23 protein-coding genes are annotated in these 26,979 nt (G+C 72.5%); 5 read left to right on the forward strand and 18 right to left on the reverse strand.

What is annotated here, in order from left to right; all coding sequences use genetic code 11:
- Position 1: 1 nt before the first annotated feature.
- On the reverse strand, positions 2 to 241 hold the full coding sequence (locus DVK44_RS29675; RefSeq protein WP_114663713.1) for a hypothetical protein: 240 nt from the start codon (positions 239 to 241) through the stop codon (positions 2 to 4).
- A gap of 28 nt (positions 242 to 269) precedes the next feature.
- Positions 270 to 965, reverse strand: coding sequence for a TNT domain-containing protein (locus tag DVK44_RS29680; RefSeq protein WP_114663714.1), 696 nt, complete (start codon positions 963 to 965; stop codon positions 270 to 272).
- A gap of 221 nt (positions 966 to 1,186) precedes the next feature.
- On the opposite strand from DVK44_RS29680, the gene DVK44_RS29685 reads away from it, so the two are divergent.
- The 3 genes from DVK44_RS29685 to DVK44_RS29695 all read left to right on the forward strand — a co-directional run bounded on the left by DVK44_RS29685 (position 1,187) and on the right by DVK44_RS29695 (position 4,778).
- On the forward strand, positions 1,187 to 2,611 hold the full coding sequence (locus DVK44_RS29685; protein WP_114663715.1) for a phytoene desaturase family protein: 1,425 nt from the start codon (positions 1,187 to 1,189) through the stop codon (positions 2,609 to 2,611).
- A gap of 81 nt (positions 2,612 to 2,692) precedes the next feature.
- A complete protein-coding gene (locus DVK44_RS29690) occupies positions 2,693 to 4,225 on the forward strand; it encodes an AlkA N-terminal domain-containing protein (protein ID WP_114665521.1) in 1,533 nt (510 codons plus the stop codon).
- A gap of 10 nt (positions 4,226 to 4,235) precedes the next feature.
- Entirely contained in the window at positions 4,236 to 4,778 is a 543-nt protein-coding gene (locus tag DVK44_RS29695) for a methylated-DNA--[protein]-cysteine S-methyltransferase (protein WP_114663716.1), read from the forward strand.
- 5 nt (positions 4,779 to 4,783) lie between these two features.
- Here DVK44_RS29695 and DVK44_RS29700 read toward each other — a convergent pair whose 3' ends face one another.
- The 3 genes from DVK44_RS29700 to DVK44_RS29710 all read right to left on the reverse strand — a co-directional run bounded on the left by DVK44_RS29700 (position 4,784) and on the right by DVK44_RS29710 (position 8,144).
- Positions 4,784 to 5,923 (reverse strand): hypothetical protein, encoded by a 1,140-nt coding sequence (locus DVK44_RS29700; protein WP_114665522.1) that lies wholly within the window; start codon positions 5,921 to 5,923, stop codon positions 4,784 to 4,786.
- A 258-nt stretch (positions 5,924 to 6,181) separates the two neighbouring features.
- Positions 6,182 to 6,835, reverse strand: a complete 654-nt coding sequence (locus DVK44_RS29705) for a hypothetical protein (protein ID WP_114663717.1) — start codon at positions 6,833 to 6,835, stop codon at positions 6,182 to 6,184.
- A gap of 1 nt (position 6,836) precedes the next feature.
- On the reverse strand, positions 6,837 to 8,144 hold the full coding sequence (locus DVK44_RS29710; RefSeq protein WP_181957558.1) for a DNA polymerase III subunit beta family protein: 1,308 nt from the start codon (positions 8,142 to 8,144) through the stop codon (positions 6,837 to 6,839).
- Positions 8,145 to 8,250: 106 nt separating this feature from the next.
- Here DVK44_RS29710 and DVK44_RS29715 point away from each other — a divergent pair, with 106 nt between their 5' ends.
- A complete protein-coding gene (locus tag DVK44_RS29715) occupies positions 8,251 to 9,408 on the forward strand; it encodes a glycerate kinase (protein WP_114663719.1) in 1,158 nt (385 codons plus the stop codon).
- A 264-nt stretch (positions 9,409 to 9,672) separates the two neighbouring features.
- Here the strand turns inward: DVK44_RS29715 and pssA are convergent, their stop codons facing one another.
- From pssA to DVK44_RS29760, 9 genes are all read right to left on the reverse strand, one after another.
- A complete protein-coding gene (gene pssA, locus DVK44_RS29720) occupies positions 9,673 to 10,455 on the reverse strand; it encodes a CDP-diacylglycerol--serine O-phosphatidyltransferase (RefSeq protein ID WP_228447694.1) in 783 nt (260 codons plus the stop codon).
- A gap of 64 nt (positions 10,456 to 10,519) precedes the next feature.
- Positions 10,520 to 11,167 carry a phosphatidylserine decarboxylase gene (locus DVK44_RS29725; RefSeq protein ID WP_114663721.1) on the reverse strand — a complete coding sequence of 216 codons (648 nt, stop codon included), beginning with the start codon at positions 11,165 to 11,167 and terminating at the stop codon, positions 10,520 to 10,522.
- Between the two features lie 181 nt (positions 11,168 to 11,348).
- A complete protein-coding gene (locus tag DVK44_RS29730; protein ID WP_114663722.1) occupies positions 11,349 to 12,560 on the reverse strand; it encodes an acyl-CoA dehydrogenase family protein in 1,212 nt (403 codons plus the stop codon).
- A gap of 7 nt (positions 12,561 to 12,567) precedes the next feature.
- Positions 12,568 to 13,095, reverse strand: a complete 528-nt coding sequence (locus tag DVK44_RS29735) for a MaoC family dehydratase (protein ID WP_114663723.1) — start codon at positions 13,093 to 13,095, stop codon at positions 12,568 to 12,570.
- A 3-nt stretch (positions 13,096 to 13,098) separates the two neighbouring features.
- Positions 13,099 to 14,109, reverse strand: a complete 1,011-nt coding sequence (locus DVK44_RS29740) for an HpcH/HpaI aldolase/citrate lyase family protein (protein ID WP_228447420.1) — start codon at positions 14,107 to 14,109, stop codon at positions 13,099 to 13,101.
- A complete protein-coding gene (locus DVK44_RS29745) occupies positions 14,106 to 16,160 on the reverse strand; it encodes a protein meaA (RefSeq protein ID WP_408055369.1) in 2,055 nt (684 codons plus the stop codon). Before DVK44_RS29745 ends, DVK44_RS29740 begins: the two co-directional genes overlap by 4 nt.
- 1 nt (position 16,161) lies before the next feature.
- Positions 16,162 to 17,499: a crotonyl-CoA carboxylase/reductase gene (gene ccrA / locus DVK44_RS29750; protein ID WP_114663725.1), complete on the reverse strand. Its 1,338-nt coding sequence runs from the start codon at positions 17,497 to 17,499 to the stop codon at positions 16,162 to 16,164.
- A 358-nt stretch (positions 17,500 to 17,857) separates the two neighbouring features.
- On the reverse strand, positions 17,858 to 18,673 hold the full coding sequence (locus tag DVK44_RS29755; RefSeq protein ID WP_181957559.1) for a TetR family transcriptional regulator: 816 nt from the start codon (positions 18,671 to 18,673) through the stop codon (positions 17,858 to 17,860).
- A 166-nt stretch (positions 18,674 to 18,839) separates the two neighbouring features.
- Entirely contained in the window at positions 18,840 to 20,687 is a 1,848-nt protein-coding gene (locus DVK44_RS29760; RefSeq protein ID WP_114663727.1) for a 3-hydroxyacyl-CoA dehydrogenase family protein, read from the reverse strand.
- 366 nt (positions 20,688 to 21,053) lie between these two features.
- On the opposite strand from DVK44_RS29760, the gene DVK44_RS29765 reads away from it, so the two are divergent.
- Complete coding sequence (locus tag DVK44_RS29765; protein WP_114665524.1) at positions 21,054 to 21,632, forward strand: HEAT repeat domain-containing protein; 579 nt, start codon at positions 21,054 to 21,056, stop codon at positions 21,630 to 21,632.
- Positions 21,633 to 21,649: 17 nt separating this feature from the next.
- Here the strand turns inward: DVK44_RS29765 and DVK44_RS29770 are convergent, their stop codons facing one another.
- The 4 genes from DVK44_RS29770 to lanL all read right to left on the reverse strand — a co-directional run bounded on the left by DVK44_RS29770 (position 21,650) and on the right by lanL (position 26,811).
- Positions 21,650 to 22,522 (reverse strand): ABC transporter permease, encoded by an 873-nt coding sequence (locus DVK44_RS29770; RefSeq protein WP_114663728.1) that lies wholly within the window; start codon positions 22,520 to 22,522, stop codon positions 21,650 to 21,652.
- Positions 22,519 to 23,619, reverse strand: a complete 1,101-nt coding sequence (locus tag DVK44_RS29775) for an ABC transporter ATP-binding protein (RefSeq protein ID WP_114665525.1) — start codon at positions 23,617 to 23,619, stop codon at positions 22,519 to 22,521. The genes DVK44_RS29770 and DVK44_RS29775 overlap by 4 nt, the downstream gene beginning before the upstream one ends.
- A 284-nt stretch (positions 23,620 to 23,903) precedes the next feature.
- Positions 23,904 to 24,056, reverse strand: a complete 153-nt coding sequence (locus DVK44_RS36850) for a VenA family class IV lanthipeptide (RefSeq protein ID WP_181957560.1) — start codon at positions 24,054 to 24,056, stop codon at positions 23,904 to 23,906.
- 46 nt (positions 24,057 to 24,102) lie between these two features.
- Positions 24,103 to 26,811: a class IV lanthionine synthetase LanL gene (lanL, locus tag DVK44_RS29780; protein ID WP_114663729.1), complete on the reverse strand. Its 2,709-nt coding sequence runs from the start codon at positions 26,809 to 26,811 to the stop codon at positions 24,103 to 24,105.
- Positions 26,812 to 26,979 lie beyond the last annotated feature (168 nt).

Genomic DNA, 26,979 nt, shown 5'->3' on the forward strand with positions numbered 1-26,979 from the left:
GTCAGCTCACGAGCAGCCGCAGGAGATGCGCGCAGGCCGCCTCTTCGCTCGGGTGCCGGGCGATCGTCTCGTACACCCCGCGCTCGTAGACCCCGGTCTCCCACGTCCCGCCGTGCTCCGCTTCCCTCAGGAAAAGGAAGTCGGGCGGTGTGGGCACCGGTTCGTGGACCTGCTCGATGCGGTAGTAGCCGTCGGGCACCCCCGCGTCGCTCAGTGCGGCGCGCAGCGCGTAGCGGTCCATCGCGTCATCCGTCCCGCGTCCCTCCGCGTTACGCGGCGGACGGCGCCAGATAGCCGTTGTCCAGCAGCCACTTCACATTGAGCCGCTGGTCCTGGCCGGGGTTCAGGAACACCGGGTCCAGCTTGATCTGCTGACCGCGGCCCGGCTGCTCGAACCACGGGGCGATGCTGCCCTGCCACACCGAGAACGGCTTGGTCACCTTGTAGACGCGGTAGTCGCACGGCACGGCGGTGTCACGGGTGTTGAGATTCTGCGGCGGCAGCGCGCGCTTGCCGTACGCGTCGCCCGCCGGCGCCAGGTAAGCGCCGTACTCGGAGCCGAAGCGGTCCAGCTTCTGGCCCGGGCGCAGCCGGGTGGCCGTCTTGTCGATCTCACCGTTGACCTCGGCGAAGCCGTCATTGGGCGGGTACTTCCAGCTGCCCGTGTCCGCCGGGCCCTCCCAGTACTTCTTCAGGAAGGCGGACGGGCTCAGCCGGCCGGTGCGCTGGTAGTCCGTCAGCAGCGGTCCCACCGGACGCTGCCCCCGCTTCGGCAGCCACTTCGGGCCGAGCCGCGCGTCGCCGCGGAACTCCCCGGTGCAGGGGGCGTGCTGACCGGCCGCCATGTTCACGCCGGTGGCGGGCCGTACCTCCTCCGGCTGCTGCGGTGCCGCGTGCGCGGCGGGCGCCATCGCCAGGGCGACGGTGACGCCGAATCCGGCGAGGAGGGAGCGCATTCGGTTCACTCGGAGATTCCCTTCGGGTGCTGACATGTCGCTGACGGTGCGTCAGGCGACACGTCAGGATAACGCAGGGTCGCGAGACGTGTTCGCTGGGTGAGGGTGGCTGTCTCCGCCGGGACCGGTATCCGGACCGGCCGTGCCCGGGAATACGCTGGGGCTCCGACCGGGTGGCCGACAGCGCCGACAGGGGCTGGGTCGGCAAGCGCTGACAGAGGAGTCCGAAGGTGACGTCGATGCTCGATGCGGTCGTCGTGGGAGCGGGACCCAACGGCCTGACCGCCGCGGTCGAGTTGGCCCGGCGCGGTTTCTCCGTATCCGTGTTCGAGGCCAAGGAGACGGTGGGCGGAGGCGCGCGCACCGAGGAGCTGACCCTGCCCGGCTTCCGGCACGACCCCTGCTCGGCCGTCCACCCGCTGGGCGTCGGCTCGCCCGTCTTCAAGACCATGCCGCTCGCCCGGTACGGACTCGACTGGCTGCACCCCGAACTGCCCATGGCGCACCCCTTCGACGACGGTACGGCGGCGGTGCTGGCACGCTCGCCCGCCGAGACGGCCGCCTCCTTCGGGCCGCGCGACGCGGGCGCGTACCGCCGTCTCGTGGCGCCCTTCCTCGGCAAGTGGGACACCTTCGCGGCGGACTTCATGTCCCTGCCCCTCACCGCGCTGCCGCGCGACCCCGTCACCCTCGCCCGCTTCGGGCTGGCCGGTCTGCCGCCGTCGACCTGGCTGATGCGCCGCTTCCGCGACGACCGGGCGCGCGCCCTGTTCGCCGGGCTCGTCGCCCATGTCATCGCCCCGCTCAGCGGCTTCGCCACCGGCGCCGTCGGGCTGGTCTTCGCGCTCGCCGCGCACGCGGGCGGCTGGCCGATGCCGCGCGGCGGCTCGCAGTCGATCTCCGACGCGCTCGCCGCGTACCTCCGCGACCTGGGCGGTACGGTCCACACCGGGTACGAGGTCAAGCGGCTGGACGACCTGCCGCCGGCCCGCGCGTACATCTTCGACACCTCCCCGACCGCCCTCGCCCGGATCGCCGGGCTGGGCCGGGCGTACGACGGCTACCGGTACGGCGCGGGCGTTTTCAAGATCGACTACGCGCTGGACGGGCCCGTGCCCTGGACCGCCGAGGAGCCGCGCCGGGCGGGCACCGTCCAGATCGGCCCGAGCAGCCGGGAGATCGGCGCCGCGCTGCGGCAGGCGGCGGGCGGCCGGGTGCCCGAGACCCCGTTCCTGATCACCGCGCAGCCCAGCCTGGTCGATCCGTCGCGCGCGCCCGAGGGCAAGCACGTGTTCTGGGCGTACGGCCATGTCCCCAACGGCTGGGACGGCGACCTCACCGACGGCATCGAGCGGCAGATCGAGCGCTTCGCACCGGGCTTCCGGGACCGCGTCCTGGCCCGCGCCACCGCCGGACCGCCCGAGCTGGCCGCCCGCAACGCCAACTACATCGGCGGGGACATCGCCTGCGGCGCCGCCTCCGGGCTCCAGCTGCTGCTGCGCTCCAAGCTCTCCCTCTCCCCGTACACCACCTCGCACCCCGCCGTCTTCCTCTGCTCCTCCGCGACCCCGCCGGGGCCCGGGGTGCACGGCATGGCGGGGCACAACGCGGCCAAGGCGGTGTGGCGCGGGTGGCGCAAGTGGAGCGAGGGCTGATCCCGGCCGCCGGAGGCTGATGTCGTTTTTCCGCCAGCCGGGCCGGTGGGGGTGGCCGATGATGGAGCCATGCGCCCCGCCATGTACACCGATACGGAACGCTGCGTCAGGGCCGTCAGATCCAAGGACGCCCGGTTCGACGGCTGGTTCTTCACCGCCGTCCTGACCACCGGGATCTACTGCCGGCCCAGCTGTCCGGCCGTACCGCCCAAGGCCGAGAACATGACGTTCCACCCCAGCGCCGCCGCCTGCCAGCAGGCCGGCTTCCGCGCCTGCAAGCGCTGCCGGCCCGACACCAGCCCCGGCTCCCCGGAGTGGAACGCCCGCGCCGACACCGTCGCCCGCGCCATGCGGCTCATCCAGGACGGCGTCGTCGACCGCGAGGGCGTCCCCGGGCTGGCCGGCCGGCTCGGCTACTCGGCGCGCCAGATCGAACGGCAGCTCCTCGCCGAGCTGGGCGCCGGTCCGCTCGCGCTGGCCCGCGCCCAGCGGGCACAGACCGCCCGGCTGCTCGTGGAGACGACCGCGCTGCCGATGGCGGAGGTCGCGTTCGCGGCGGGATTCGCCTCGATCCGCGCGTTCAACGACACGGTCCGCGAGGTCTTCGCGCTGTCACCCAGCGAGCTGCGCACCCGCGCGGACCGGCGGACGGCAGCGCGCGCCCCGCGCCCCACGAGTGATGCGCCGGGCGCGTCCGCCGCCGACGGCACGCGCGCGGCCATCTCCCTGCGGCTGCCGTTCCGCGCCCCGCTCAACCCCGACAACCTCTTCGGCCATCTCGCCGCCACCGCCGTACCGGGCGTCGAGGAGTGGCGGGACGGCGCGTACCGCCGCACGCTCACCCTGCCGTACGGGCACGGCATCGTCGCGCTGGCCCCCCGCCCCGACCACATCGCGTGCCGGCTCTCCCTCACCGACCCGCGCGATCTCACCTTCGCCATCAGCTGCTGCCGCCGGCTGCTCGACCTGGACGCCGATCCCGAGGCCGTGGACGACCAGCTGCGGGCCGATCCTCGGCTCACGCCCCTGGTCGACAAGGCGCCGGGGCGGCGGGTGCCCCGGACGGTGGACGCCGCCGAGTTCGCCGTACGGGCGGTGCTCGGCCAGCAGGTGTCCACCGCCGCCGCGCGGACCCACGCGGCCCGGCTGGTGACGGCGCACGGCGTGCCGGTGGACGATCCCGAGGGCGGGCTCACGCATCTCTTCCCGACCCCCGCCGCGCTGGCCGGGCTCGACCCCGAGGCGCTGGCGCTGCCGCGCAGCCGCCGGACCACCCTCACCACGCTGGTCGCGGCCCTGGCCGACGGCTCGCTGGGGCTCGGCCCGGACAGCGACTGGGAGTCGGCACGGGCGCGGCTCGGGGAGCTGCCCGGGTTCGGGCCGTGGACGGTCGAGGTGATCGCGATGCGCGCGCTCGGTGACCCGGACGCCTTCCTCGCCACCGACCTCGGCATGCGCCGGGCCGCCGCGCACCTCGGTCTGCCGGCCACCCCCGCCGCGCTGACCGCGCGCGCCGCCGCGTGGCGCCCGTGGCGCGCGTACGCCGTCCAGTACCTGTGGGCGACGGACGACCACGCCATCAACCGCCTCCCGGCCGACACCCCTGCCGCGTAAGGAGAGAGCCATGCCCACGCCGACCGCGCCCAGCGCACCGGTCACCCACACCGTCATCGACAGTCCGTACGGGCCGCTGACGCTCGTCGCCACCGGCGGTGTCCTGAGCGCGCTCTACATGACCGACCAGCGCCACCGGCCGCCCCAGGAGACCTTCGGCGTCCCCGACCCCGGGCCGTTCACCGAGGCGGTGCGCCAGCTCGGCGCGTACTTCGACGGCGAGCTGACGGAGTTCGATCTGCCGCTGCGGCTCGCGGGCACCCCGTTCCAGCGGAGCGTCTGGGACCAGCTGACCCGTATCCCGTACGGCGAGACCCGTTCGTACGGCGAACTGGCCGAGGCGCTCGGCAAGCCCGGCGCCTCGCGGGCGGTGGGCCTGGCGAACGGCAAGAACCCGGTCGGCATCATCGTGCCGTGCCACCGGGTGATCGGCGCGTCGGGGAGCCTCACGGGGTACGGCGGCGGTCTCGACCGCAAGAAGCGGCTGCTGGCCTTCGAGAGCGGCGCCTTCGGGAGCGGCGCCCCGGCCGACGACGGCGGCACGCTTTTCTGACGTCCTCAGTTGCCTGCGAGCGGGTCCGGGGTGAGCCCCGTCCAGTGGCGCAGCGCCGCGCGGCCGGTCCGGAGCGGGCCGCCGTCGCCGGGCGCGGTGCCGGCCTCACCCACGTAGAAGCGGCCGTCGTCGAGCGCGACCAGCCCGTACTGCCCGGCCGACTCCCAGCCGTACACACCGGATTCGGGGTGGTGCAGTCCTTGGGGCAGGAGCGACAGCAGGGGGCCGCGCTCGGGGCGGGGCTGGCCGCGCAGTTCGCCCTGCACGGGCCGCTTCGAGCCGTCGACGACGAAGAGCGAGTAGTTCGGGAAGGCGGTCTTCCGGCCCTTGTAGACGGCCATCAGCCAGTTGCCGGTGGCTCCGTCGTACTCCAGGTTCTGGACACCGTAGGTGGTGTTGCCGGTGTACACGAAGTACTTGCCGTCGGGGGCGGCGGGACCGCTGGTGTGCGGGTCCCGCTCGGTCAGCGGGCGCGCGTACGTCCGCCAGTCCCGTACGTCGTACTGGAGCAGGACCTGGTGGTCGTTGTCCGCGCGGGCGGTGTTGGCGTAGATCCCGTACGCGACGGTGAGCAGGAGGCCGGGCCGGCCGTCGAGGGCGGGGCCGAAGGCCACTCCGTCGATACCGCTGCAACCGTAGCGGTGGTCAAGGGTGTTGGCGGTGTTGCCGTCGAAGACGCCGTCGCCGTCCATGTCGGCCGTGTAGTCCTTCACGACCTCCTGGAGATGGACGGTGGAGACGACCCCGGCGGATGCCGCGTCCATGCCCATCCGGGTGATGCGGTCCCCGTCGAACACGGCGATGTAGAACGCCTTCGCCGCCTTGTACTCAAGGGAGCCGTAGACCCTGCCGTCCCGCTCGTCGAAGTCGAGATCGCCGAGGTGGCCGGTGAAGCCGGTGACGGAGCCGAGGGGGGTGCCGCGCAGATCCGTCTTCACCAGGAGATCGGTGAACGAGAAGTAGAGCACGCCCTTGCGCCGGTCGACGGCCATGCCCTGGAGATGCCCGGCCGCCCACGCGCCGCCGTCCACGGACCCGGGCAGCTCGGGAAGGCTCCGCACGGCCGAGGCCGGCGCGGCGGAACCCGGCACGGTCGCCCCCGGGACCGTCCGCTCCGTCCCCCCGGCGGCCAGCACCAGCGCCATCCCCAGCGCCGCGGCCACCACGGGCCCGCGGACGGCGGGTGCACGGCCTCTCCGCCGGTACGCCGGCCGGCCGGGGCATGAGCGCATGGGAACCTCCGCGTTCGTGGCCCCCCAGCATCCCGCCCACCCCACGCCCACACCGCACCAACGCGGAACGAACACCCGGGAATACCCCCGACGGGCCATCAACCGCCCGCCGGGGGAGCGGTTCCGTACGCGCTCGGGTGGCTCGGGCCGTTCGCCGGCGGCCCGGGCGCCTCAGGCGGCCCGGAGCGCGATGGCCCGCCCGAGCGCGTGCTGTTCCTCCTCGGGCAGCCGCCGCTCCGCGTGGAGCATGCGCAGGGCGGTGGTGAGCCGCTGACCGTCCTCGGGCCGGCCGAGATCACCCAGATAGGCGGGGAGGAGCAACCCCAGCGCGTCGAGGTCGGCGCGCTCGCACAGACGGGTCAGGAGCGGGCCGATCGGATCACCGGGCGGGACGGGCGCGTCCCCTGTGTCCCGTGTGGCGCGCAGGCCCCTGGCGACGCAGAGGCGCAGCCAGTCGGCGTACGGACCCGGAGGTACGTCGGCGAGCCGCTCGGCCGCCTGCTCGAAGTGCTCCCGTGCCGGCTCCCGCTCACCCAGCTCCAGATGGGCGCGGCCCATGTTCCCGTGCAGGGAGGCGTAGAAGCCGCGGACCCGTGCGTCGCCGACGCGGTCGGCGCGGGTCAGACACTCCTGGTTCCAGCGGAGGGTCTCCCGCGGCGTCGGCTGGTGCCGCGCCACGTAGTGCGCGGCGACGCACGCGCCGTAGTCGTCCTCGGCCGCCTCCCAGGCGCGCAGGAACAGTGCGCGCGCCTCGTCGGTCCTGTTCTCGGTCTCGGCGGCCATGCCCTCGGCGCACAGCCGTACCACCGCGTTCCCGCTGTCCATCTCAGCCCTCCTCGGCGGGCGGAGCCGGGGTGTCGGGCAGGGCCACCGGCATGACCAGGGTGGTGAAGGCGGCCTGGTCGGCGGAGCGGACCACGATGGGGTCGGTGGCGGAGGAGATCTCCAGCAGGACGTCGGGGCCGACGCTCGCTTCGAGGGCCGGGACGAGTACGGCGGGGTCGAAGCCGATGGGCGGGGAGTCGTCGCCCATCCGTACCGCGGGGAGCGTGGTCGCTTCGGTGCCGTCCGGGCGGGAGACGGTCACCTCGTCCTTGCCGAGCCGCAGCGCGACCGCCCGCGCGTCGGCGCTTTCGCCGTCGCCGGTGCCGACGGCGGTGATGAGCGCCCGGCGGTCCACGATCACCCGGTGCCGCCGGGGGGACAGGGCCGTCAGCATCTCCCGGTACGCCGGGAACTCGCCCTCGGTCAGGGGGATTTCCCGGGAGCCCTCGCCGTCCGCCCGGTCCGCCGTCTCCTCCGGGCCGTCCGTGTCGTGCGCCGTCGCGCCGCCGGGGCCGGCCTCGATCGTCACGGCCGCGCAGCGCGCCGCCCAGGTGCCGATGCCGGCCAGCCGCTCGGCGTCCACCAGCAGCCGGCGGGGCGGGCCCTCCACCGTCATGACGGGCTTCAGGCCCCGTACCGACAGCCGGTAGCGGTCGGTGGCCACCAGCCGTACCTCGTCCTCCTCGATCTCGACGAGGACACACCCGAGGACGGGGAACTCCGCGTCCCGGTGCGCGGCCGGCACCACCTGCCGTACGGCGGCGGCCAGTTCGGCGCCGCCGAGCCGTACCAGGGTGGCCGGCGCGGCCGGGCCCTCGCCGCTGTCCGGCGCGCCGGGCGTGCCGGGGGAGTCGGGCCCCGGCATCGACCGCAGTACGGCCGCGATCGTCGCGTCGGCCGCGCGCGACCGGTTCCGTACGGTCGTCCGGTGCCGTTCCAGGACGGCGCGCGCCTCGGACACCCCGCCGTCGAGGACGACCGTGACATCGGCCAGCGGCAGCCCCGCCTCCCGCAGGCTGCGCAGCATGTTGGCGCGTATCTGCTGGTCGGCGCTGTAGAAGCGGTAGCCGGTCGTGGCGTCCACCCGGGCCGGCGGCAGCACCTGGCAGTCGTCGTAGAACCGCAGGGCGCTCGGCGCGAGGCCGACCCGCCGGGCGAAGGCGCTGATGCTCAGCAACTCGGGGGCGCCGAAGACCAGATCGACCGGGACGCCCCCCGACGGCCGCCCACTGGTGCTGCTCGTGCCGCTCCCGCCACTCGTACCGCTCGTACCGCTCGTACCGCTCGTGCTGTCTGTAGTGCTCTCCATGGCCGCGATTGTCGGCGTTCAAGCCGCCTGAAAGTCAAACCGGCCCGCCCGGATAGGGTCGTGGGCAAGCACGAGCACGTGAGAAGCATGTGAGATATGGGGGGACATGGTGACGGACGGAGCGGCAACCAAGGCCGCACGCGTACTGATCGCGGCCGACAAGTTCAAGGGTTCGCTCACGGCCGTACAGGTCGCGGAGCGCGTGACGGCCGGGCTGCGCCGGATCGCGCCCGGGGTGCCGGTCGGCACCCTGCCCGTCGCGGACGGCGGTGACGGTACGGTCGCGGCGGCCGTCGCGGCCGGGTTCGAGCGGCGCGAGGTGCGGGTCACCGGCCCCCTCGGCGACGAGGTGACGGCCGCCTACGCCCTGCGCGACGGCACGGCCGTCATAGAGATGGCGGAGGCGTCCGGCCTCCAGCACCTTCCCGAAGGGGTCTTCGCGCCGCTCACGGCGACCACCCACGGCTCCGGCGAGCTGCTGCGCGCCGCGCTCGACGCGGGCGCGCGGAGCATCGTCTTCGGCGTCGGCGGCAGCGCCACGACCGACGGCGGCGCGGGCATGCTCACGGCGCTCGGCGCCCGCTTCCTGGACGCCGACGGGCGGCCCGTCGGCCCGGGCGGCGGCGGACTCCGGGATCTTGCCACCGTCGATTTCTCCGGACTCGACCCGCGGCTGGCCGCCACGGACCTCGTCCTCGCCAGCGATGTCGACAATCCGCTGACCGGTCCGAAGGGCGCCCCCGCCGTCTACGGACCACAGAAGGGCGCGAGCCCCGAGGACGTCGCCGTGCTCGACGCCGTCCTCGTCCGCTACACCGAGGTGCTCACGGCGGCCGTCGGCCCCCGCGCCGCCCGGCTGGCGTCCTCGCCCGGCGCGGGCGCGGCCGGCGGCATCGGCTACGGCGCGCTGGTCGGCCTGGGGGCGAGCTTCCGGCCCGGCATCGAGGTCATGCTCGACGTCCTGGGCTTCGCCGCCGCGCTGGCCGGCGCGACCCTCGTGATCACCGGCGAGGGCTCGCTCGACGAGCAGACCCTGCACGGCAAGGCCCCGGCCGGGGTCGCGGCGGCGGCCCGCGCCCGGAACATCGAGGTCATCGCGGTCTGCGGCCGGCTCGCCCTGCCCCCGGAGGCCCTCGGCCGCGCGGGCATCCGCCGCGCCTACGCGCTCACCCAGCTGGAGCCGGACCCGGCCGTCTGCATGGCCGAGGCGGGCCCGCTGCTGGAGCGCCTCGCCGAGGACATCGCGCGGGACTTCCTGAGCTGAGGGCCGGGAGCGGCGCGGGCCCCGTACGGGCCGGGATGTACGGGGCTCGCGCCCGTGCGTCCAGGTCCGTACGGGCGCGGGACGCGCTGCCCGGGCCCCGTAAGCCCCGTACACGCTGCCCGGGCTCCATAGCCCCCGTACGCGCTGCCCGAGGCCCCGCACGGCCCCCGCACGCACGAAAGGGCCCGGGCGCGCCGTGTACTGCGCGCCCGGGCCCTTCCGGCCCATCCCTGCGTCCTACGTCCTGCGTCCCGCGTACCGCCGCTACGGCAGCTGTGCCGCCCGCGCCTCGCGGCGATTGCCGCGGAACGTGTTCACCCGCCGCGCCGTGGCGAAGAGCGGGATCACCGCGCCCGTCACCACCTGGAGCGCGCAGCCGGTCTGGAGCAGCAGCTGACCGCCGGGCGCGTCGAACGCCCAGGCCGCCAGCAGTCCCATCGCGGCGACGATCCAGCTGAGCATCGCGACCGCGAGGATCCCGCGCGGCTTCGGGTACTCGACCCGGCTCACCATCAGCCAGGCCACCCCGATGATCGCCATCAGCGTCGGCACGAAGGGCAGCTCCAGCAGCACGATCGAGATGACCGTGAGCGCCCCGAAGGGGCTCGGCATCCCCTGGAACATGCCGTCCTTCATCGTCACGCACGAGAATCTCGCGAGTCTGAGCACCACGGCCAGCAAGACGACGATCGCCGCCAGCGCCGATACCCGTTGATGCGCGTCATCCGCGACCATTCCGTACACCAGTACGAAATAGGCCGGGGCAAGACCGAAGCTGATCAGGTCGGAGAGGTTGTCCAGCTCCGCGCCCATCGGGGAGCTGCGCAGCTTGCGCGCCACGATGCCGTCGAACAGGTCGAAGATCGCCGCGGCGAGCATCAGGATCACGGCCGTCGCGGCGGAGTGCCGCGCCATGCCGCTCTCGTCGTCACCCGTGAGATGCGGGATCAGAATGCCGGTGGTGGTGAAGTAGACGGCCATGAAGCCGCAGGTGGCGTTACCGAGCGTGAGGGTGTCCGCTATCGACAGCCGCAGGGAGAGCGGCATGTCCTCCGCGTCGGCCTCGGCCTCGTCGGTCACGTCGGCGGCCCAGCCGGCCTGGGTCTCGGGATCAAGAACGGTCAATTCGAGTCACCCCTGCGGTCGTGGTCTGGCCGACCTCGACGGCGACATCGACACCTTCCGGAAGGTAGATGTCGACGCGCGAGCCGAACCGGATCAGGCCGATACGCTCGCCCTGCTCCACCTTGGTCCCCTGGGGCACGTACGGGACGATACGACGGGCCACCGCGCCGGCGATCTGGATCATCTCGATGTCGCCCAGCTCGGTGTCGAAGTGCCAGACAACGCGCTCGTTGTTCTCGCTCTCCTTGTTGAACGCCGGAACGAACCCACCGGGGACGTGCTCCACGGAGGTCACGGTGCCCGCGAGGGGAGCGCGGTTCACGTGCACGTTCAGCGGGCTCATGAAAATGGCGACCCGGGTGCGCCCGTCCTTCCACGGCATGATGCTCTGCACCACACCGTCGGCCGGCGAGATCACACGGCCCGGCGCGATCTCGCGCTCCGGGTCTCTGAAGAACCACAGCATGCCCGCGGCGAGCGCGGTGGCGGGCACGGCGAGGGCGGCGGCGCGCCGGGAACGACCGGCGCGCGCCAGGCTGATCGCGGCGGTGGCGACGGTCGGCAGGAGCCACGGCGATGCTCCGCGTGCGATGCGGACCCGGCCGCTTGGTGCAGAGGTTTGGCTGTGGGGCATGGATGACCTTCGTAGCGGGATGATGCCGCGCAGGCGACGGGGGACGGCGGCTTTTGAGCGATGGTACTGGTTGTGAGCGGCAACTGAGCAAGCCAGCACCCGAGTCGAGCGGCTTGAAGCATGCGGCGGGGCACAACGCGGTGTGATCTTCTTCGCCGTCAAACCGGCCCAAACAAGATAATTAACCCTGGAATCGGTACTCCTCCAGCAGTCGGCGGCCGATGATCATTTTCTGGATCTCGGCGGTACCTTCGCCGATCAGCAGCATCGGTGCCTCGCGGTAGAGACGCTCGATCTCGTACTCCTTGGAGAAGCCGTAACCACCGTGGATACGGAAGGCGTCCTCGACGACTTCCTTGCAGTATTCGGAGGCGAGGTACTTCGCCATCCCTGCCTCCAGGTCGTTTCGTTCGCCGGAGTCCTTTTTGCGTGCCGCGTTGACCATCATCGCATGGGCCGCTTCGACTTTGGTAGCCATCTCCGCCAGCTTGAACTGGATCGCCTGGTGATGGGCGATGGCTTTCCCGAATGTATGACGTTGCTGGGCATAGGAGACGCCGAGTTCGAAGGCGCGCTGTGCGACACCGCAACCACGCGCCGCGACATTCACCCGGCCGATCTCCACGCCGTCCATCATTTGGTAAAACCCTTGGCCAGTGGCGCCGCCGAGTACCCGATTGGCCGGAATGCGCAGTCCGTCCATGAGCAGCTCGGTGGTGTCGACGCCCTTGTAGCCCATCTTCTCGATCTTCCCCGGGATCGTGAGGCCGGGCCGCACCTCGCCGAATCCGGGCTCCTTCTCGACCAGGAACGTGGTCATCGACCGGTGCGGGGCCGTCCCCTCCGGGTGGCCCTCGTCGGTCCGGCACAGCACGGCGACGAGCGAGGACGTCCCGCCGTTGGTCAGCCACATCTTCTGGCCGGTCAGTACGTACGCCTCCCCGTCGGCCTCCCGCACCCCCCGCGAGGTGATCGCCGCGACATCCGAGCCCAGGCCCGGTTCCGACATCGAGAACGCGCCACGCACCTCGCCGGCCGCCATACGCGGCAGGAACGTGTCCTTCTGTTCCTGAGTTCCGTACCGCTGAAGGAGATACGCCACGATGAAGTGCGTGTTGACGATGCCGGAGACGGACATCCAGCCGCGCGCGATCTCCTCCACGCACAGCGCGTAGGTGAGCAGCGACTCGCCGAGGCCGCCGTATTCCTCCGGAATCATCAGACCGAAGAGCCCGAGTTCCTTGAGCCCCTCGACGATTGCCACCGGATATTCGTCGCGGTGTTCCAGCTCGGTGGCGACCGGGAGGATCTCCTTGTCGACAAAGTCTCTTACCGTGGCGAGGATCTCCCGCTGGATATCCGTCAGTCCGGCGGTCTGCGCGAGTCGGCTCATCCCGTTCTCACTTCTCCCGTTGCTTCGGTTCCGGATACTTCGGTTCCGGGCGGCCCGGCTGTTCTCCGCCGCGCTCCTTCACGTAGGTCTCTGTCGGGACCATCACTTTCCGGCGGAACACACACACCACCGTCCCGTCCTGCGTGTATCCCCGGGTCTCCACGTACACGATTCCCCGGTCGCTCCGGGACTTCGACGCCGTCTTGTCCAGCACCGTCGTCTCGCCGTAAAGCGTGTCGCCGTGGAAGGTCGGCGCCACATGACGGAGCGACTCCACCTCCAGATTGGCGATCGCCTTGCCGGAGACATCCGGCACCGACATCCCCAGCAGCAGCGAGTACACGTAGTTCCCCACGACGACATTCCTGCCGAAATCCGTCGTCTTCCCGGCGTAGTTCGCGTCGAGGTGCAGCGGATGGTGGTTCATGGTCAGCAGACAGAACAGATGGTCGTCGTACTCCGTCACGGTCTTGCCCGGCCAGTGCTTGTAGACCGCGCCGACCTCGAACTCCTCAAAAGTGCGCCCGAACCGCATCGCTCACGCCTCCGGCCTGTCGAAGGAGGTCGTACGGCGCATTCCGGCCGCCCGCCCCTTGCCCGAGACGACCAGCGCCATCTTGCGGCTCGCCTCGTCGATCATCTCGTCGCCGAGCATCGCCGAGCCCTTCGCGCCGCCCGCCTCCGACGTGTGGTACTCGTACGCGTCGAGGATCAGCTCGGCATGGTCGTAGTCCTCCTGCGACGGCGAGAAGATCTCGTTCGACGCCTCGATCTGCCCCGGGTGCAGCACCCACTTGCCGTCGTAGCCGAGCGCCGCCGCGCGCCGCGCCACCTCGCGGTAGCCGTCCACGTTCCGGATCTGGAGGTACGGGCCGTCGATGGCCTGGAGGTCGTGCGTCCGGGCCGCCATCAGGATCCGCATCAGGATGTAGTGGTAGGCGTCCGCGCCGTAGCCCGGCGGCTGCTCCCCGACGACCAGCGACTTCATGTTGATGGACGCCATGAAGTCGGCCGGCCCGAAGACGATCGTCTCCAGCCGCGGCGAGGCCGCCGCGATCGCGTCGACGTTCACCAGCCCCCGGGCGTTCTCGATCTGCGCCTCGATGCCGATCCGGCCGACCTCGAAGCCCATCGTCTTCTCGATCTGGGTGAGCAGCAGATCGAGGGCGACGATCTGCTGGGCGTCCTGGACCTTCGGCAGCATCACACAGTCCAGGTTCTGCCCCGCGCCCTCCACGACCGTGATCACATCGCGGTACGTCCAGTGCGTCGTCCAGTCGTTGACCCGGACGACCCGGATCTTCCCCGTCCAGTCGCCCTTGTTGAGCGCGTCCACGATGCTGTGCCGGGCCCCCTCCTTGGCCAGCGGCGCGCACGCGTCCTCCAGATCGAGGAAGACCTGATCGGCCGGCAGCCCCTGGGCCTTCTCCAGGAAGCGCGGGTTCGAGCCCGGCACGGCGAGGCAGGAGCGGCGCGGACGGGACCGGCGGTCGCGGGTCCCGGGGGCGGTCCCGGGTGCGGGCGTGCCTGCGGGTGTGGGGGCAGTCATACGGAGACCTCCAGAGGTTCGAGTCTGTTCGCGGTACGGATCTCGTCGACGATACGGCCGATGATCGTCGTGATCCCGAAGTCCTTCGGGGTGAAGACGGCGGCCACGCCGGCCGCCCGCAGCGCCCGCGCGTCGGCGTTCGGGATGATCCCGCCGACGATCACCGGCAGATCGCCCGCGCCGGCCTCGCGCAGCCGGCCGAGCACATCGGGCACCAGCGCGGCGTGCGAGCCCGACAGGATCGACAGCCCCACACAGTGCACGTCCTCGGCGACCGCGGCGGCCACGATCTGCTCCGGGGTGAGCCTGATGCCCTGGTAGACCACCTCGAAACCGGCGTCCCTCGCCCGTACGGCGATCTGCTCGGCGCCGTTGGAGTGGCCGTCCAGGCCCGGCTTGCCGACCAGCAGCCGCAGCCGTCCCACCCGCAGCTCCTCGGCGGTACGGGCGGCCTTCGCCCGCACGGCGGCCAGCGGTGTACCGGCCTCGGCCGTCACGGCGAGCGGCGCGCCGCCGACCCCGGTGGGCGCGCGGAACTCGCCGAACACCTCGCGCAGCGCCGAGGACCACTCGCCCGTCGTCACCCCGGCCCGCGCGCACTCCACCGTGGCGGCCATCAGATTGTCGGTGCTCGCCGCGGCCGTCCGCAGCGCGGCCAGCGCGGCGGCGGCGCGGGCCCCGTCGCGCGCCTCCCGCCAGGCCACCAGGGCGGCCACCACCCGGGCCTCGTTCGCCGGGTCGACCGTCATGACCGCGCCGTCGAGATCGGCGGTCAGCGGACTGGGCTCGGTCGACTCGTAACAGTTGACGCCGACGATCCGCTCCTCGCCCGACTCGATCCGCGCCCGCCGCTCGGCGTGCGCGGCCACCAGCCGCGACTTGAGATAGCCGGATTCGACGGCGGCCAGCGCGCCGCCCATCTCCTCGATCCGGCCGATCTCCTCGAACGCCTCGCCGACCAGGCCGGCCACCTTCTCCTCCACGACCCGCGAGCCGTCGAAGAGATCGCCGTACTCCAGCAGATCGCTCTCGTCCGCCAGCACCTGCTGGATCCGCAGCGACCACTGCTGGTCCCACGGCCGCGGCAGCCCCAGCGCCTCGTTCCACGCGGGCAGCTGTACGGCGCGGGCGCGGGCGTCCCGGGAGAGCGTCACGGCGAGCATCTCCAGCACGATCCGCTGGACGTTGTTCTCCGGCTGCGCCTCGGTCAGACCCAGCGAGTTGACCTGGACCCCGTAGCGGAAGCGGCGGTGCCCGGCGTCCTCGATCCCGTACCGCTCCCGGGTGATCCGGTCCCAGACCCGGGAGAAGGCCCGCATCTTGCACATCTCCTCGACGAACCGCACCCCGGCGTTGACGAAGAACGAGATCCGCCCGACCACCTCGCCCCGGCGCTCGACGGGGATCCGCCCGGACGCGAACACCGCGTCCAGCACGGCGATCGCCGTGGACATCGCGTACGCGATCTCCTGGACCGGCGTCGCGCCGGCCTCCTGGAGGTGGTAGCTACAGATGTTGATCGGGTTCCACTTGGGCAGGTGGTGCACGGTGTAGGTGATCATGTCGGTGGTCAGCCGCAGGCTCGGCACGGGCGGGAAGACATGGGTCCCGCGCGACAGGTACTCCTTGACGATGTCGTTCTGTGTCGTCCCCCGCAGCAGCGCGGGATCGGCGCCCTGCTCCTCCGCGACCACCTGATAGAGCGCCAGCAGCCACATCGCGGTGGCGTTGATGGTCATCGAGGTGTTGGTGCGCTCCAGCGGGATGTCCCGGAAGAGCCGGCGCATGTCGCCGAGATGGGACACCGGCACCCCGACCCGGCCGACCTCGCCGCGGGCCAGGACGTGGTCCGGGTCGTAACCGGTCTGGGTCGGCAGGTCGAAGGCGACGGAGAGACCGGTCTGCCCCTTCGCGAGATTGCGCCGGTACAGCGCGTTGGACGCCTCGGCGGTCGAGTGGCCCGCGTAGGTCCGCATGAGCCAGGGCCGGTCCTTGGCACGCGGTGCCTGACGGTCCGTCAAATCGGGCCGTGTGGTGTCGGGCTGCGTCATGTCAGGCGTCCCGGAAGAGGTTGATGGCGTCCAGATGCCGGGCCCGCAGCGCCTCGTCCCGTACGCCCAGACCCTCGCGCGGGGCCAGGGCCAGCACCCCGACCTTGCCCTGGTGCAGATTGCGGTGGACGTCGTACGCCGCCCGGCCGGTCTCCTCCAGCGGGTACACCTTCGACAGGGTCGGGTGGATCTTCCCCTTGGCGACCAGCCGGTTGGCCTCCCACGCCTCGCGGTAGTTGGCGAAGTGGGAGCCGACGATTCGCTTGAGCGACATCCACAGATAGCGGTTGTCGTACTCGTGGGTGTAGCCGGAGGTGGAGGCGCAGGTGACGACCGTGCCGCCCTTGCGGGTGACATAGACGGAGGCGCCGAAGGTCTCGCGGCCCGGGTGCTCGAAGACGATGTCCACGTCCTCGCCGCCGGTCAGCTCCCGGATCCGCTTGCCGAAGCGCTTCCACTCGCGCGGGTCCTGATTCCGCTCGTCCCGCCAGAAGCGGTACTCCTCGGCGGTCCGGTCGATGATCGCCTCGGCGCCCATCCGCCGGCAGATCTCCGCCTTCCGCTCGCTGGAGACCACACAGACCGGGTTGGCGCCGCCGGCCAGCGCGTACTGGGTGGCGTACGAACCGAGTCCGCCGCTGGCGCCCCAGATCAGCACGTTGTCGCCCTGCTTTAGGCACGCGCCGTTGCGGGACACCAGCTGGCGGTAGGCCGTCGAGTTGACCAGCCCGGGCGCCGCGGCCTCCTCCCAGCTCAAGTGCTTGGGCTTGGGCATCAGTTGATTGGACTTCACCAGCGCGAGTTCCGCGAGGCCGCCGAAGTTGGTCTCGAAGCCCCAGATCCGCTGCTCGGGGTCGAGCATGGTGTCGTTGTGACCGTCGGACGACTCCAGTTCGACGGAGAGGCAGTGCGCCACGACCTCGTCCCCCGGCCGCCAGGCGTTGACCCCCGGCCCGGTGCGCAGCACGACCCCGGAGAGGTCGGAGCCGATCACGTGGTACGGCAGATCATGACGCCGGGCCAGCTCGCTGAGCCTGCCGTAGCGCTCCAGGAACCCGAAGGTCGGCACCGGTTCGAAGAGCGCGGTCCAGACGGAGTTGTAATTCACCGAGCTGGCCATGACGGCCACCAGGGCCTCGCCCGGACCGAGCGCCGGGACGGGCACCTCGTCGAGATGGAGCGAGGCGCGGGGATCCTTCTCCCGGGTGGGGAGGCCCGCGAACATCTCGGTCTCGTCCTTGTGCACGGTCACCGCGCGGTACGAACCGGGCAGCGGGAGTGCGGCGAAGTCGGCGGACGTGCTGTCCGGCGACTGGATCGCGTCCAGGATTTCCTTCACGGTGGGGCCTCCGGCCAAGCTGAGGGTACGTCGGGGAACCGGCGCGGAGCGGCGCCGGGCGGGGGTGGAGGTGTGCCGTCGGTTCGGCGGGTGGTGCGGGAGCAGCGGCGCGGGTGGCGCGGTGCGGTGCGAGGTGTGCGTGGTGCGCTGTGCTGCGCGAGAGCCTGTGACGCAGGCGTCCGGGGCACGAGCGGGACGGCTCGGGGAGCGGCCGGACAACATCAACGTATGGCACGCCGTGACAGGTGGCAAGGCACCCGGTGCCAAAATTTTCTCTCAGTTGTCACCACCGGGGCACGCATGAGCGCGCCCCGGCATGGTGAGGGGAGGTGCGTGGAGGCGGAGGAACGCGGAGGTGCTACGCGTTGTTCTTGAGCGCCTGCTTGATCGTGCGCATGACCTCGTCCAGCGGGGCGTCCGTGTGCGCCACCGCCACCAGGACGTCCCCGCTGGTACGCGCCGTGGCCGCCGGCCTGGCCGGCGCCCCGCCCGCGGTCCGGCCCGCGCCGATACCGCTGCCGAAGGTCTCGCGGACGATCGCGAAGGCGTGGTCGAGCTGCGCCTCCACATCGCCCTGGCCGCCGGCGCGCAGCCAGCGGCGCAGGACATGGTTGTGCGCGGTGACGACGGCGGACGCGGCCACCTCCGCCATCAGCGGGTCGTCATTGCCGTCGGTGTGGTCGCGCTCGTCGAAGTGGCCCAGCAGATAGCGCGTGAACAGCCGCTCGTAGCGGGCCACGGAGGCGATCTCGGCCTGGCGCAGGGTGGGCACCTCGCGGGTCAGCTTGTAGCGCGCGACCGAGACGGCGGGGGAGGCCGCGTACATCCGCATGACCTCCTTGATGCCCCGGCAGACCGTGTCCAGCGGCTGTTCGTGCGCGGGGGCCGCGTTGAGCACGTCCTCCGCCCGGACGAGTGTGTCGTCGTGGTCCGGGAAGATCGCCTCTTCCTTGGAGCGGAAGTGCCGGAAGAAGGTCCGGCGCGCGACCCCGGCCGCGGCGGCGATCTCGTCTACGGTCGTCGCCTCGTACCCCTTGGTCGCGAATAGCTCCATGGCAGCGGCCGCCAGCTCGCGGCGCATCTTGAGGCGCTGGGCGGCGGCACGGGTGCCGGCGGCGCTCTCGGGCACGTCGGACTTGCTGCTGGTACGGGCGGACCTGGCGGGCTGGGACATGAGGTGAACGTACTGCATCGGCGCAGGAGAGCGCGCCCGCGGGGGAGACCGGCGGGGCCGGTGACGGGGGTCGGCGCCGGACACCGCGCCGGGCCCGGCGCCGGGCCCCGTGTCAGGTCCGGCGCCGGGTCCGGCACTTGGTTCCGCGTCCGGTTCCGCGCCGGGCTCAGGAGCGGCGGGCGTGGGCACGGAAGCCGCGGCCCGTCTTGCGGCCGAGGCAGCCCGCCGCGACCAGATGCTCCAGCAGCGGCGCGGGCGCCAGCCCCGGATCGCGGAACTCGCGGTGCAGCGCGCGCTCGATGGCCAGCGAGACATCGAGGCCGACCGCGTCGAGCAGCTCGAAGGGGCCCATCGGATAGCCGCCGCCCAGCTTCATCGCGGCGTCGATGTCGTCCGGGGTCGCGTAGTGCTCACCGACCATCTTGATCGCGTTGTTGAGGTACGGGAAGAGCAGCGCGTTGACGATGAACCCGGCGCGGTCGCCGCAGTCCACGGCGTGCTTGCCCAGGGTCGCGGTCACCCCGCGGACCGTGGCATGGACATCGTCCGAGGTCAGGACCGTACGGACCACCTCCACCAGCCGCATCGCCGGCGCCGGGTTGAAGAAGTGCATCCCGATCACGTCCTGCGGGCGGGTGGTCGCGCGGGCGCAGGCGATCACCGGGAGCGAGGAGGTCGTGGTGGCCAGCACCGCGCCCGGCGGGCAGACCTTGTCGAGCGCGCCGAACACCTCCCGCTTGACCTCCAGATCCTCGGCCACCGCCTCGACGGCGAGATCGACCCCGCCGAACGCGTCGAGCGACCCCGCCGGGGCGATCCGCGCCAGCGCGCCGTCCCGTACCCCGGCGGACAGCCGCCCCTTCGTCACCGCGCGGGCCAGGGAGGCGGCGATCCGCTCCTTGGCCGCCGCGGCCTTCTCCGGCGTACGGGCGGCGAGCACCACGTCGTACCCGGCGCCCGCGAAGACCTCGGCGATCCCGCGCGCCATCGTCCCCGAGCCCACGACACCGACGGTGGTGACGGGCCGTCCGGGGACCGGCGGCCACGGTGCGGCGGCGGAGGTGAGCGACGGGGTGAGCGCGTCCGGCACGGGGACGCCGCCGCCGGGCTCCTCGTACGTGTAGAAGCCGCGCCCGGACTTCCGGCCGGTCAGCCCGGCGTCGCTGAGCTGCCCGAGGACCGGTGCGGGCGCGTGCAGCCGGTCGTGCGAGGCCGCGTACATGGCGTTCAGTACGGTACGGGCGGTGTCGATGCCGATCAGGTCGAGCAGCGCCAGCGGCCCCATCGGCAGCCCGCAGCCCAGCCGCATCGCCGCGTCGATGTCCTCGCGGGAGGCGTACTTGGCCTCGTACATCGCGGCGGCCTGGTTGAGATAGCCGAAGAGCAGCCCGTCCGCGACGAAGCCGGGCCGGTCGCCGACCGCCACCGGTTCCTTGCCGAGCGCGCGGGCGAGCGCGGTGACGGATTCGACGGCGCGCTCCGAGGTGAGCACGGACGACACCACCTCGACCAGCCGCATCGCGGGCGCGGGATGGAAGAAGTGCAGGCCGAGCACGCGTTCCGGATGGGCCGATTCGGCGGCCAGCCGGGTCACGGAGAGCGCGTTCGTGCCGGTCGCGAAGATGGCCGAGGGGCTGATGATGCCGTCGAGCGCGCCCAGGACCCGCTGCTTGGCCGCGAAGTCCTCCGGCACCACCTCGATCACCAGCCGGGCGGGGGCGGCGGCGTCGAGGTCGGTGTGGGCGCGGAAGCGGGCGAGGACCGCCCGCCGTTCTTCCGCACCGAGCCGCCCGCGCGCCACGGCCCGCGCGGTGGACTCTTCGAGCGCGCGCACGCAACGGCGGGCGGCGGCGCCGTCGATGTCGACGCCGATCACCTCGTGGCCCGCGCGGGTGAGGACTTCGGCGATGCCGGTGCCCATGGTGCCGAGGCCGATGACGGCGACGGGGGAGAGCGGGATGTCCGTCCCGGAAGAACGGGGAGAGCTGGGAGAGGCGTCCGTGCGGATGTCCATCGGGGGACTCCAGGGGATGAGTGACGGCTGAGGGCGCGCGCGAACGGCGGCGCGGAAGAAGGAAGTTGCCGAGCTGCGAGGCTGTGCGGCGACAGGCCGGCGGACCCTGTCCCGGGGTCGCGCCGTACAGATGCGTGCCGCTGAACCGACAGCGGCGGGGTGCTCGCGGCGGCTGCGTCACCAGGCCGTCGGAGCAGTGCGGTGCGTTGTGATGCGGGTGTGGTGCGGTGCGTTGTGGTGCCACGCGGAGGTTATCCGCTCATCTGAAGTTAACCGACGGGTAACGAGCGCACCAGAGGGCGGGCGGGACCAAATCGGTGTGCCGTGCGTCACGGCCGTCCGGACGGCGTCGGTACGCTGGCCCGTATGGATGAGGACTTACGCGCGCTCGCGGACCGGGTGCGGGGCGAGGCGCGGGGCCGGTCCGACGGCCCGGCGGTGTGCGAGGCACTGCTGGCCACGGAGGACGGCGAGGAGCTGGCCCGAGTCCTCACCGCGCCCCAACAGCCGCTGTGGGCACGGGAGATCGCCGCGTTCCGGCTCGGCTGCGCGGGAGACCGGCGGGCGTTCGAGGCGCTGGTCCTGCTCCTCAACCACCGCGACCCCGAACGCTGCGTCAGCGCCTCGTACGCCCTGGCCCGGCTGGGCGACCCGCGCACGCCCCGGGCCGCCGCCGCCCTCGCGACCAACGCCCTGCGCACGGCCTACGCGCTGCATCCCGTACGCCTCCTCGCCGAACTCCGCGCCCCCGAGTCCGTACCGGCGCTGACCGCGACGCTACGGCGCCTGCTGGCCCCCGGCGACCCGCACTGGCGGGTGGCGCTCGCCTGCGTCGAGGGCCTGGGCCGCCTGGCCGACCCCCGCGCCCGCGCCGCCCTGGAAGCGGCCCGCGCGCACCCACGGCTGAACGCCGCAGCCGAAGCGGCCCTCGCCCGTCTCCCGTAGGGCGACGAACAGGGCCGTTACTCCAGGCGTTTGAAGCGGTGGCCGGCCCACAGCACGGCGAGCGCGCCGGTGATCAGGAGCAGCGCGGCTTCGAGGAGGAGGGGTGGCTGCCGGCCCGCCCACTCGATCCCGCCGACGGCGGCCTGGTCCGGTGCCCGCAGGGCGATCCCGCGACGGAGCAGGTCCACCCCGTACGCCAGCGGATTGACATCGGCCAGGATCCGGGCCCAGCCGGGAAGCGCCTGGAGCGGGAAGAAGCCGCCGGAGAGGAACAGGACGGGCATCATCACCACACCGAGCAGGGTGTGGAACGTCTCGGCCCTGCGGAGGCTCACGGCCAGGGCCAGGGCGAGCGCGGTGACGGTGAAGGAGACGAGGAGTACGCCGGCGAGGAGCAGGCCCAGGAGGAGTGGGTCGTAGGGCAGACCGACCAGCCCGGCCAGGCTGATCATGACGGCGCCCTGGACCGCGGCGACCAGGGTGCCTCCGGCGCAGCTGCCCAGCAGCAGGGCGGCGCGGCTGACCGGTGCCATCAGGAGTTCGCGCAGATAGCCGCTCTGCCGGTCGGTGATCAGCCGGATGCCGGCCAGGGTGCCCGGTGTCTGCACCGTCATCATCAGCATGCCGGGGAAGAGGAAGGTCTGGTAGCCGACGCCCAGGGAGGCTTGGGGGATGAGGGCGGCGAGGCCGCCGCCGAGGATGAGGAGATACAGCACGGGGTGCAGCAGCATCAGCGCGGTGTGGGAGCGCTGGCCGGCCAGCCGGAGCAGATCGCGGTGGACCAGGGCGCGCACCGCCCGCAGTTCGTGGCGCAGCCGGGTCGGCCGTTCCGTCCCGGTGGGACCGGAGGGGCCGGTGGCGGTGGGGGCGTGGTCCCGGAGTGTGGTCATGGGCCGTCGCCCGATTCGGCCGTGGTGCCGGGTGGGGTGGGAGCGGTGGGTCTCCGGTCGGTGTGCGGGGTGTGGATGCTGCGTCCGGTGTGGTGGAAGAAGACGTCGTCGAGGGTGGGCGGGGTCGCGGAGGCGGCGTGCACGGCGATGCCGTGGCCTTCCAGGGCCGCGCACAGGCGGGGAATCCAGGAGCTGCCGTCGGGCAGCCGCAGGCTGATGCCGTCGACGGTGGCGGTGACGGGGCAGTCCGGCGGCACAGCGCGGCCGACGATCCGCCGGGCCGCCGTGTCGTCACTGGTGCGCAGCACGACCCGGTCGTCCCCGATCGCGGCCTTCAGCGCGTGGGGGGAGCCCTGCGCGACCAGACGGCCGTGGTCGATGATGCCGATGCGGCCGCAGTTCTCCGCCTCGTCCAGGTAGTGGGTGGTGACGAAGAGGGTGCTGCCGTGCCGGGCGCGCTGGTCGTGCAGGTGTTCCCAGATCTGGGCGCGGGCGTGCGGGTCCAGGCCGGTGGTGGGCTCGTCGAGGAACAGGACGCCGGGGGAGTGCAGGAGCTGGCGGGCGATCTCCAGGCGGCGGCGCATGCCGCCCGACAGGGTGCGTACGGGGGAGCGCCGCCGGTCGGTCAGCCCGGCCGTCTCCAGGACGGACATGGCCCGTTGACGGGCGTACCGGCCGCTCATCCCGTAGAGACGGGCGTGGATGTGGAGATTCTGCGCGACCGTCAGATCGGGGTCGAGAGCGCTGTGCTGGAACAGGATGCCGACCTGTCGCCGTACCTGATGGGGCTGGGTGAGCACATCGGCTCCCGCCACCGTGGCGCGGCCGGCGGTGGGGCGGGCCAGGGCGCACAGCAGGGCGATGGTGGTGGACTTCCCGGCGCCGTTGGGGCCGAGGAAGGCGAAGGTCTCGCCCCGTCGCACGTCGAGGTCCAGCCCGTGGACGGCGTGGATGACGGTGCCGTCCGGGCCGGGATAGCTCTTGACCAGCCCGCGCGTGCTGATGGCGTACCCGGGGCCGGGCGGAGGGTGCGCGGCGGGCGGACCGGTGGGGGCGGTGGCTGTGCGGGCGAGGTTGTCGGCACGTCTGGTCGGCACGTCGGGCAGCCTCACTGATCGGGGACGGGAGCGGGGTGGGGTTTGGCGCTCTGGTTGGTGGCCGTCCCGGGACGGCCACCAACCAGAGGCTGGTATCGGTCCGCTGGTGCCGCGAGGGCACTAGTGCCCCTCCCGGCAAGCTTTGCCCCGTCGCGCCGCCCAGCACGCACGCTCGCCGCGTTGGCCAAAAGCCCAGGTAGCTCCGCTACCAGAACTTCCGGCCGCCTTACGATCGCACGCACCGGACGACGCTCCTTTCGGGGCAAACATTGCCGGTCGCGGCACTAGCAGCTGATGCCGATACAGATGGTGTTGAGCAGGGTCAGCAGCCCGGTGCACTGGCACGTGGCGGCGAACGGCGCTCCGTCGAAGCCGACCGGGTCGGTCTCCGGCAGGGCGTGGAGCTGGGCGAGCAGTTCGAGATCCTGGTTCTCCATGGTCTTCCTTCCTTCTCTGAAGGTGCGGCGGCAGGCTTTCTGCCGCTCAGCCCGGCAGCCGGATCATCCAGTGCCGGGAGTCGGTGTGGCGCAGCCGCAGGAGGAACGCCAGGATTCCGGCGGATCCGTCGCTCCAGCTGGTCGAGAGGTCCCCGTACTCGTTGGGGAAGAGCGTGTGGCCGTTGCGGTGCGTCGCTTCGGCGAGGACGAGACGGGCCAGCTCGTCGGCCTGCGCCCGGTACAGCGGATCGTCCGTGATGTCGGCCATGTCGAGCAGGAAGTCACCGTTGCCCGCCAGCCCGTGACACTGGGAGAGCGGGGCGCGGGAGGCCCGTTCCATGACGGACCGGGTGCTGAGCCGGGCGAGGTCACCGAACCTGCGGTCACCGGTGATCTGCCACAGCCGGGCCAGGAAGGTGCCGATGCCCGCCGCGCCGTGGCACCAGTACGGGGCCGTGGGCGTGTCCGTGGCGTGGGCGGGCCACTGGGCCGCCCCGCCCACGAGGACCGCGTCCGCGACCAGTTGCTCGCCGATCTCCACGGCCAGCGCCATGTGCTCGGCGCGGTGCGAGACGAGCGCGGCGGAGAGCAGGAAGCAGCCGATGCCGGACGTCCCGTGGGCGAAGCCGAGGTAGCGCTTGCCGGGCTCTCCGGACAGGGCGTCCGCGGGCACGGGCCAGCCCGCTCCGGACACCTCGCGCTGTACGGCGGCGGTCAGCCGGTCGGCCGCGTCGGTGGCCAGCCCGGCGAAGCGCGGGTCGCCCGTACGGTGCCACAGGTGGAGGGCGGCCGTGCCGCTGCCCGCAGTGCCGTGGGTGATGTCGTGGTGGAGCGTGGACTCCTGCGGAGCCAGGGCCAGGGCCAGCGCGTGGTCGACGAGTGTCCGGTCGCCGATGGCGTGCCCGGCGTCGTACAGCGCCCATGCGGTGCCCCGGCCGCCGAAGTGCAGCCCGGGGCGGGTGGCACGGATGGCGGAGCGGTGCGTGGTCCAGTGGCCCGCGCGGGAGATGACCTCGGGCAGCCGGGGATCCTCGGTGAGCCGGTAGTACCGCGTCAGTACGGCCAGGACACCGGCCGATCCCTGCTGCACGGTGCACGGGCCGGTCTCCCCGGCGGTGGTCGACACCGGCCACAGCCGCCGGTCGTCCTCCGGGGTCATCGACTCGATGAGGTGGTCCACAACCCCGGCGATCGCGTCGGTGAGTCCGGCCACCTCCTCGCGGGTCCCGGGGGTCCGCGCGACCTGGGGGCGGGAGCCGGGCCGTGCCCGGTCGGCCGTACGGAGGGTCTCCCGCGCCCGGTCCGGGGTCCAGCGCTCGGCGGGATCGTCCCTCATCAGTCCGAGGATCATGTCCGCCACGCCGTCGGGCAGACGGAGAAGCCCGGCACCGGCGGCGAGCCAGGCCGCGAGCCGTTGCTCGGTGGCGGTGGCGCCGGCGGCGGTGCCGGTGGCGGTCTCCTCGGGCAGCAGGTTCGGTACCTTCCCGGCCAGGACGAAGCACGCCGTCGCGCCGAGGCTGTAGTAGTCGGCCGTCACCGAGACGGGTGCGTCGGCCATCCGTTCGGGGGCGCTGAAGCCCGGCGTTCCCACCCGGGTCGGCGGGGCGGCGCCGTCGTCGGTGACGGCGAGTTCCAGGTCGATGAGGCGTAGTTCACCGTCCGGGCGGACCATGACATTGCCGGGGGTGAAGTCCCGCAGGACACAGCCGTGGGAGTGGGCCGCCGCGACCAGGTCCACCAGACGCCCGACCTGGGCCAGGGCGTCGGCGCGGTAGCACTCGGCCCCGACGTCGCGGAAGTGCTCGGCGACCCAGGTGCGCAGGGTGATGCCCGGGACCTCGCTCTGGGCCAGGAACAGATGGCGGCCGTGCTCGAAGAGCGCGAGCGCCTCGGGAGCCAGTCCCGTGCCCTGGAGCCGCCCCAGTGTCCGGGCCTCGGCACGCAGCCAGTCGCGCACATCGCGGCCGGTGGCGTCGCCCTCCACGTGCGGCCGGGTCTCCTTGATCACCACGGGGTCGCCCGTGCGCAGGTCGGTCCCCCGGTAGACGCCGCCCTTGTTGGTGTGCCGGATCGCCTCCCGTACCGCGAAACGGCCGCCGATCACCACCGGGCCGCCCGCCGTGTCCGCCGGGCGCGGCGGGAGGGGCACCGCGGCGGGGAACGGGCTGACCGCCCACGCGGGCGGGGAGTAGCGGCCGGTGCGCTCGTCCTCCACGGGATTGCCGTCGGGGTCCGCCATGTACCAGACCAGCAGGCCGTCGTCCGACAGCCGCTGTCTGCCGACGAAGGCGCCGTAGCGGTAGTGGACCAGGCTGTGCGCGGCGTAGGGCTGGTCGGACAGGATCCGCGGGCCGGCCAGCCCGGCCGTGGCGCGGTGCAGCTCTTGGGCGAGCCGGGCGGCGTCGGCGTCGGAACGCGGGTATACGGTGAGGAACTTGCCCGAGCTTCCCCGGGGCGTGGCACGGGAGTTGAGCGCGCTCACCTGGTCGAGGGAGCGGGCGAACTTGAACGCCGACCCGTCCCGCAGCAGGACCTCCAGCGCCTTCGTGAGGACCGCCGGGGCGGAGGCGGTCGTCGCCGACAGATGCAGTTTCCAGCCCTGTTCGCGGCGGGTCCCCGAGCGCGGTGCGACCCGGCACCACGTGTCGTCCGCGTCGGCCGTCCAGAGCCCGTCCGTGCCCGTGGCGCGCAGGGCCAGGCGGAGAATGCCCTCCAGCCCGGCTTCGGTCTCGACCTCGGTCGCCTCGTTCGTCATGGTGTCCTCCCAGCAGTGGGAACCGCTGGTCGGGATGTGCCCATGTCACGTGAGCGGCCACCGTGGATCCGCCGGAATCACTGGAACCAGCGAGCGCACGGTGGTGCGCCGCCCCGTACAGCGGCGCCCGGCGCGTGGACGGCGCACGAGGTGGCTTACCGCGGCGGC

The sequence above is a fragment of the Streptomyces paludis genome, from assembly GCF_003344965.1.
Classification (GTDB): domain Bacteria; phylum Actinomycetota; class Actinomycetes; order Streptomycetales; family Streptomycetaceae; genus Streptomyces; species Streptomyces paludis.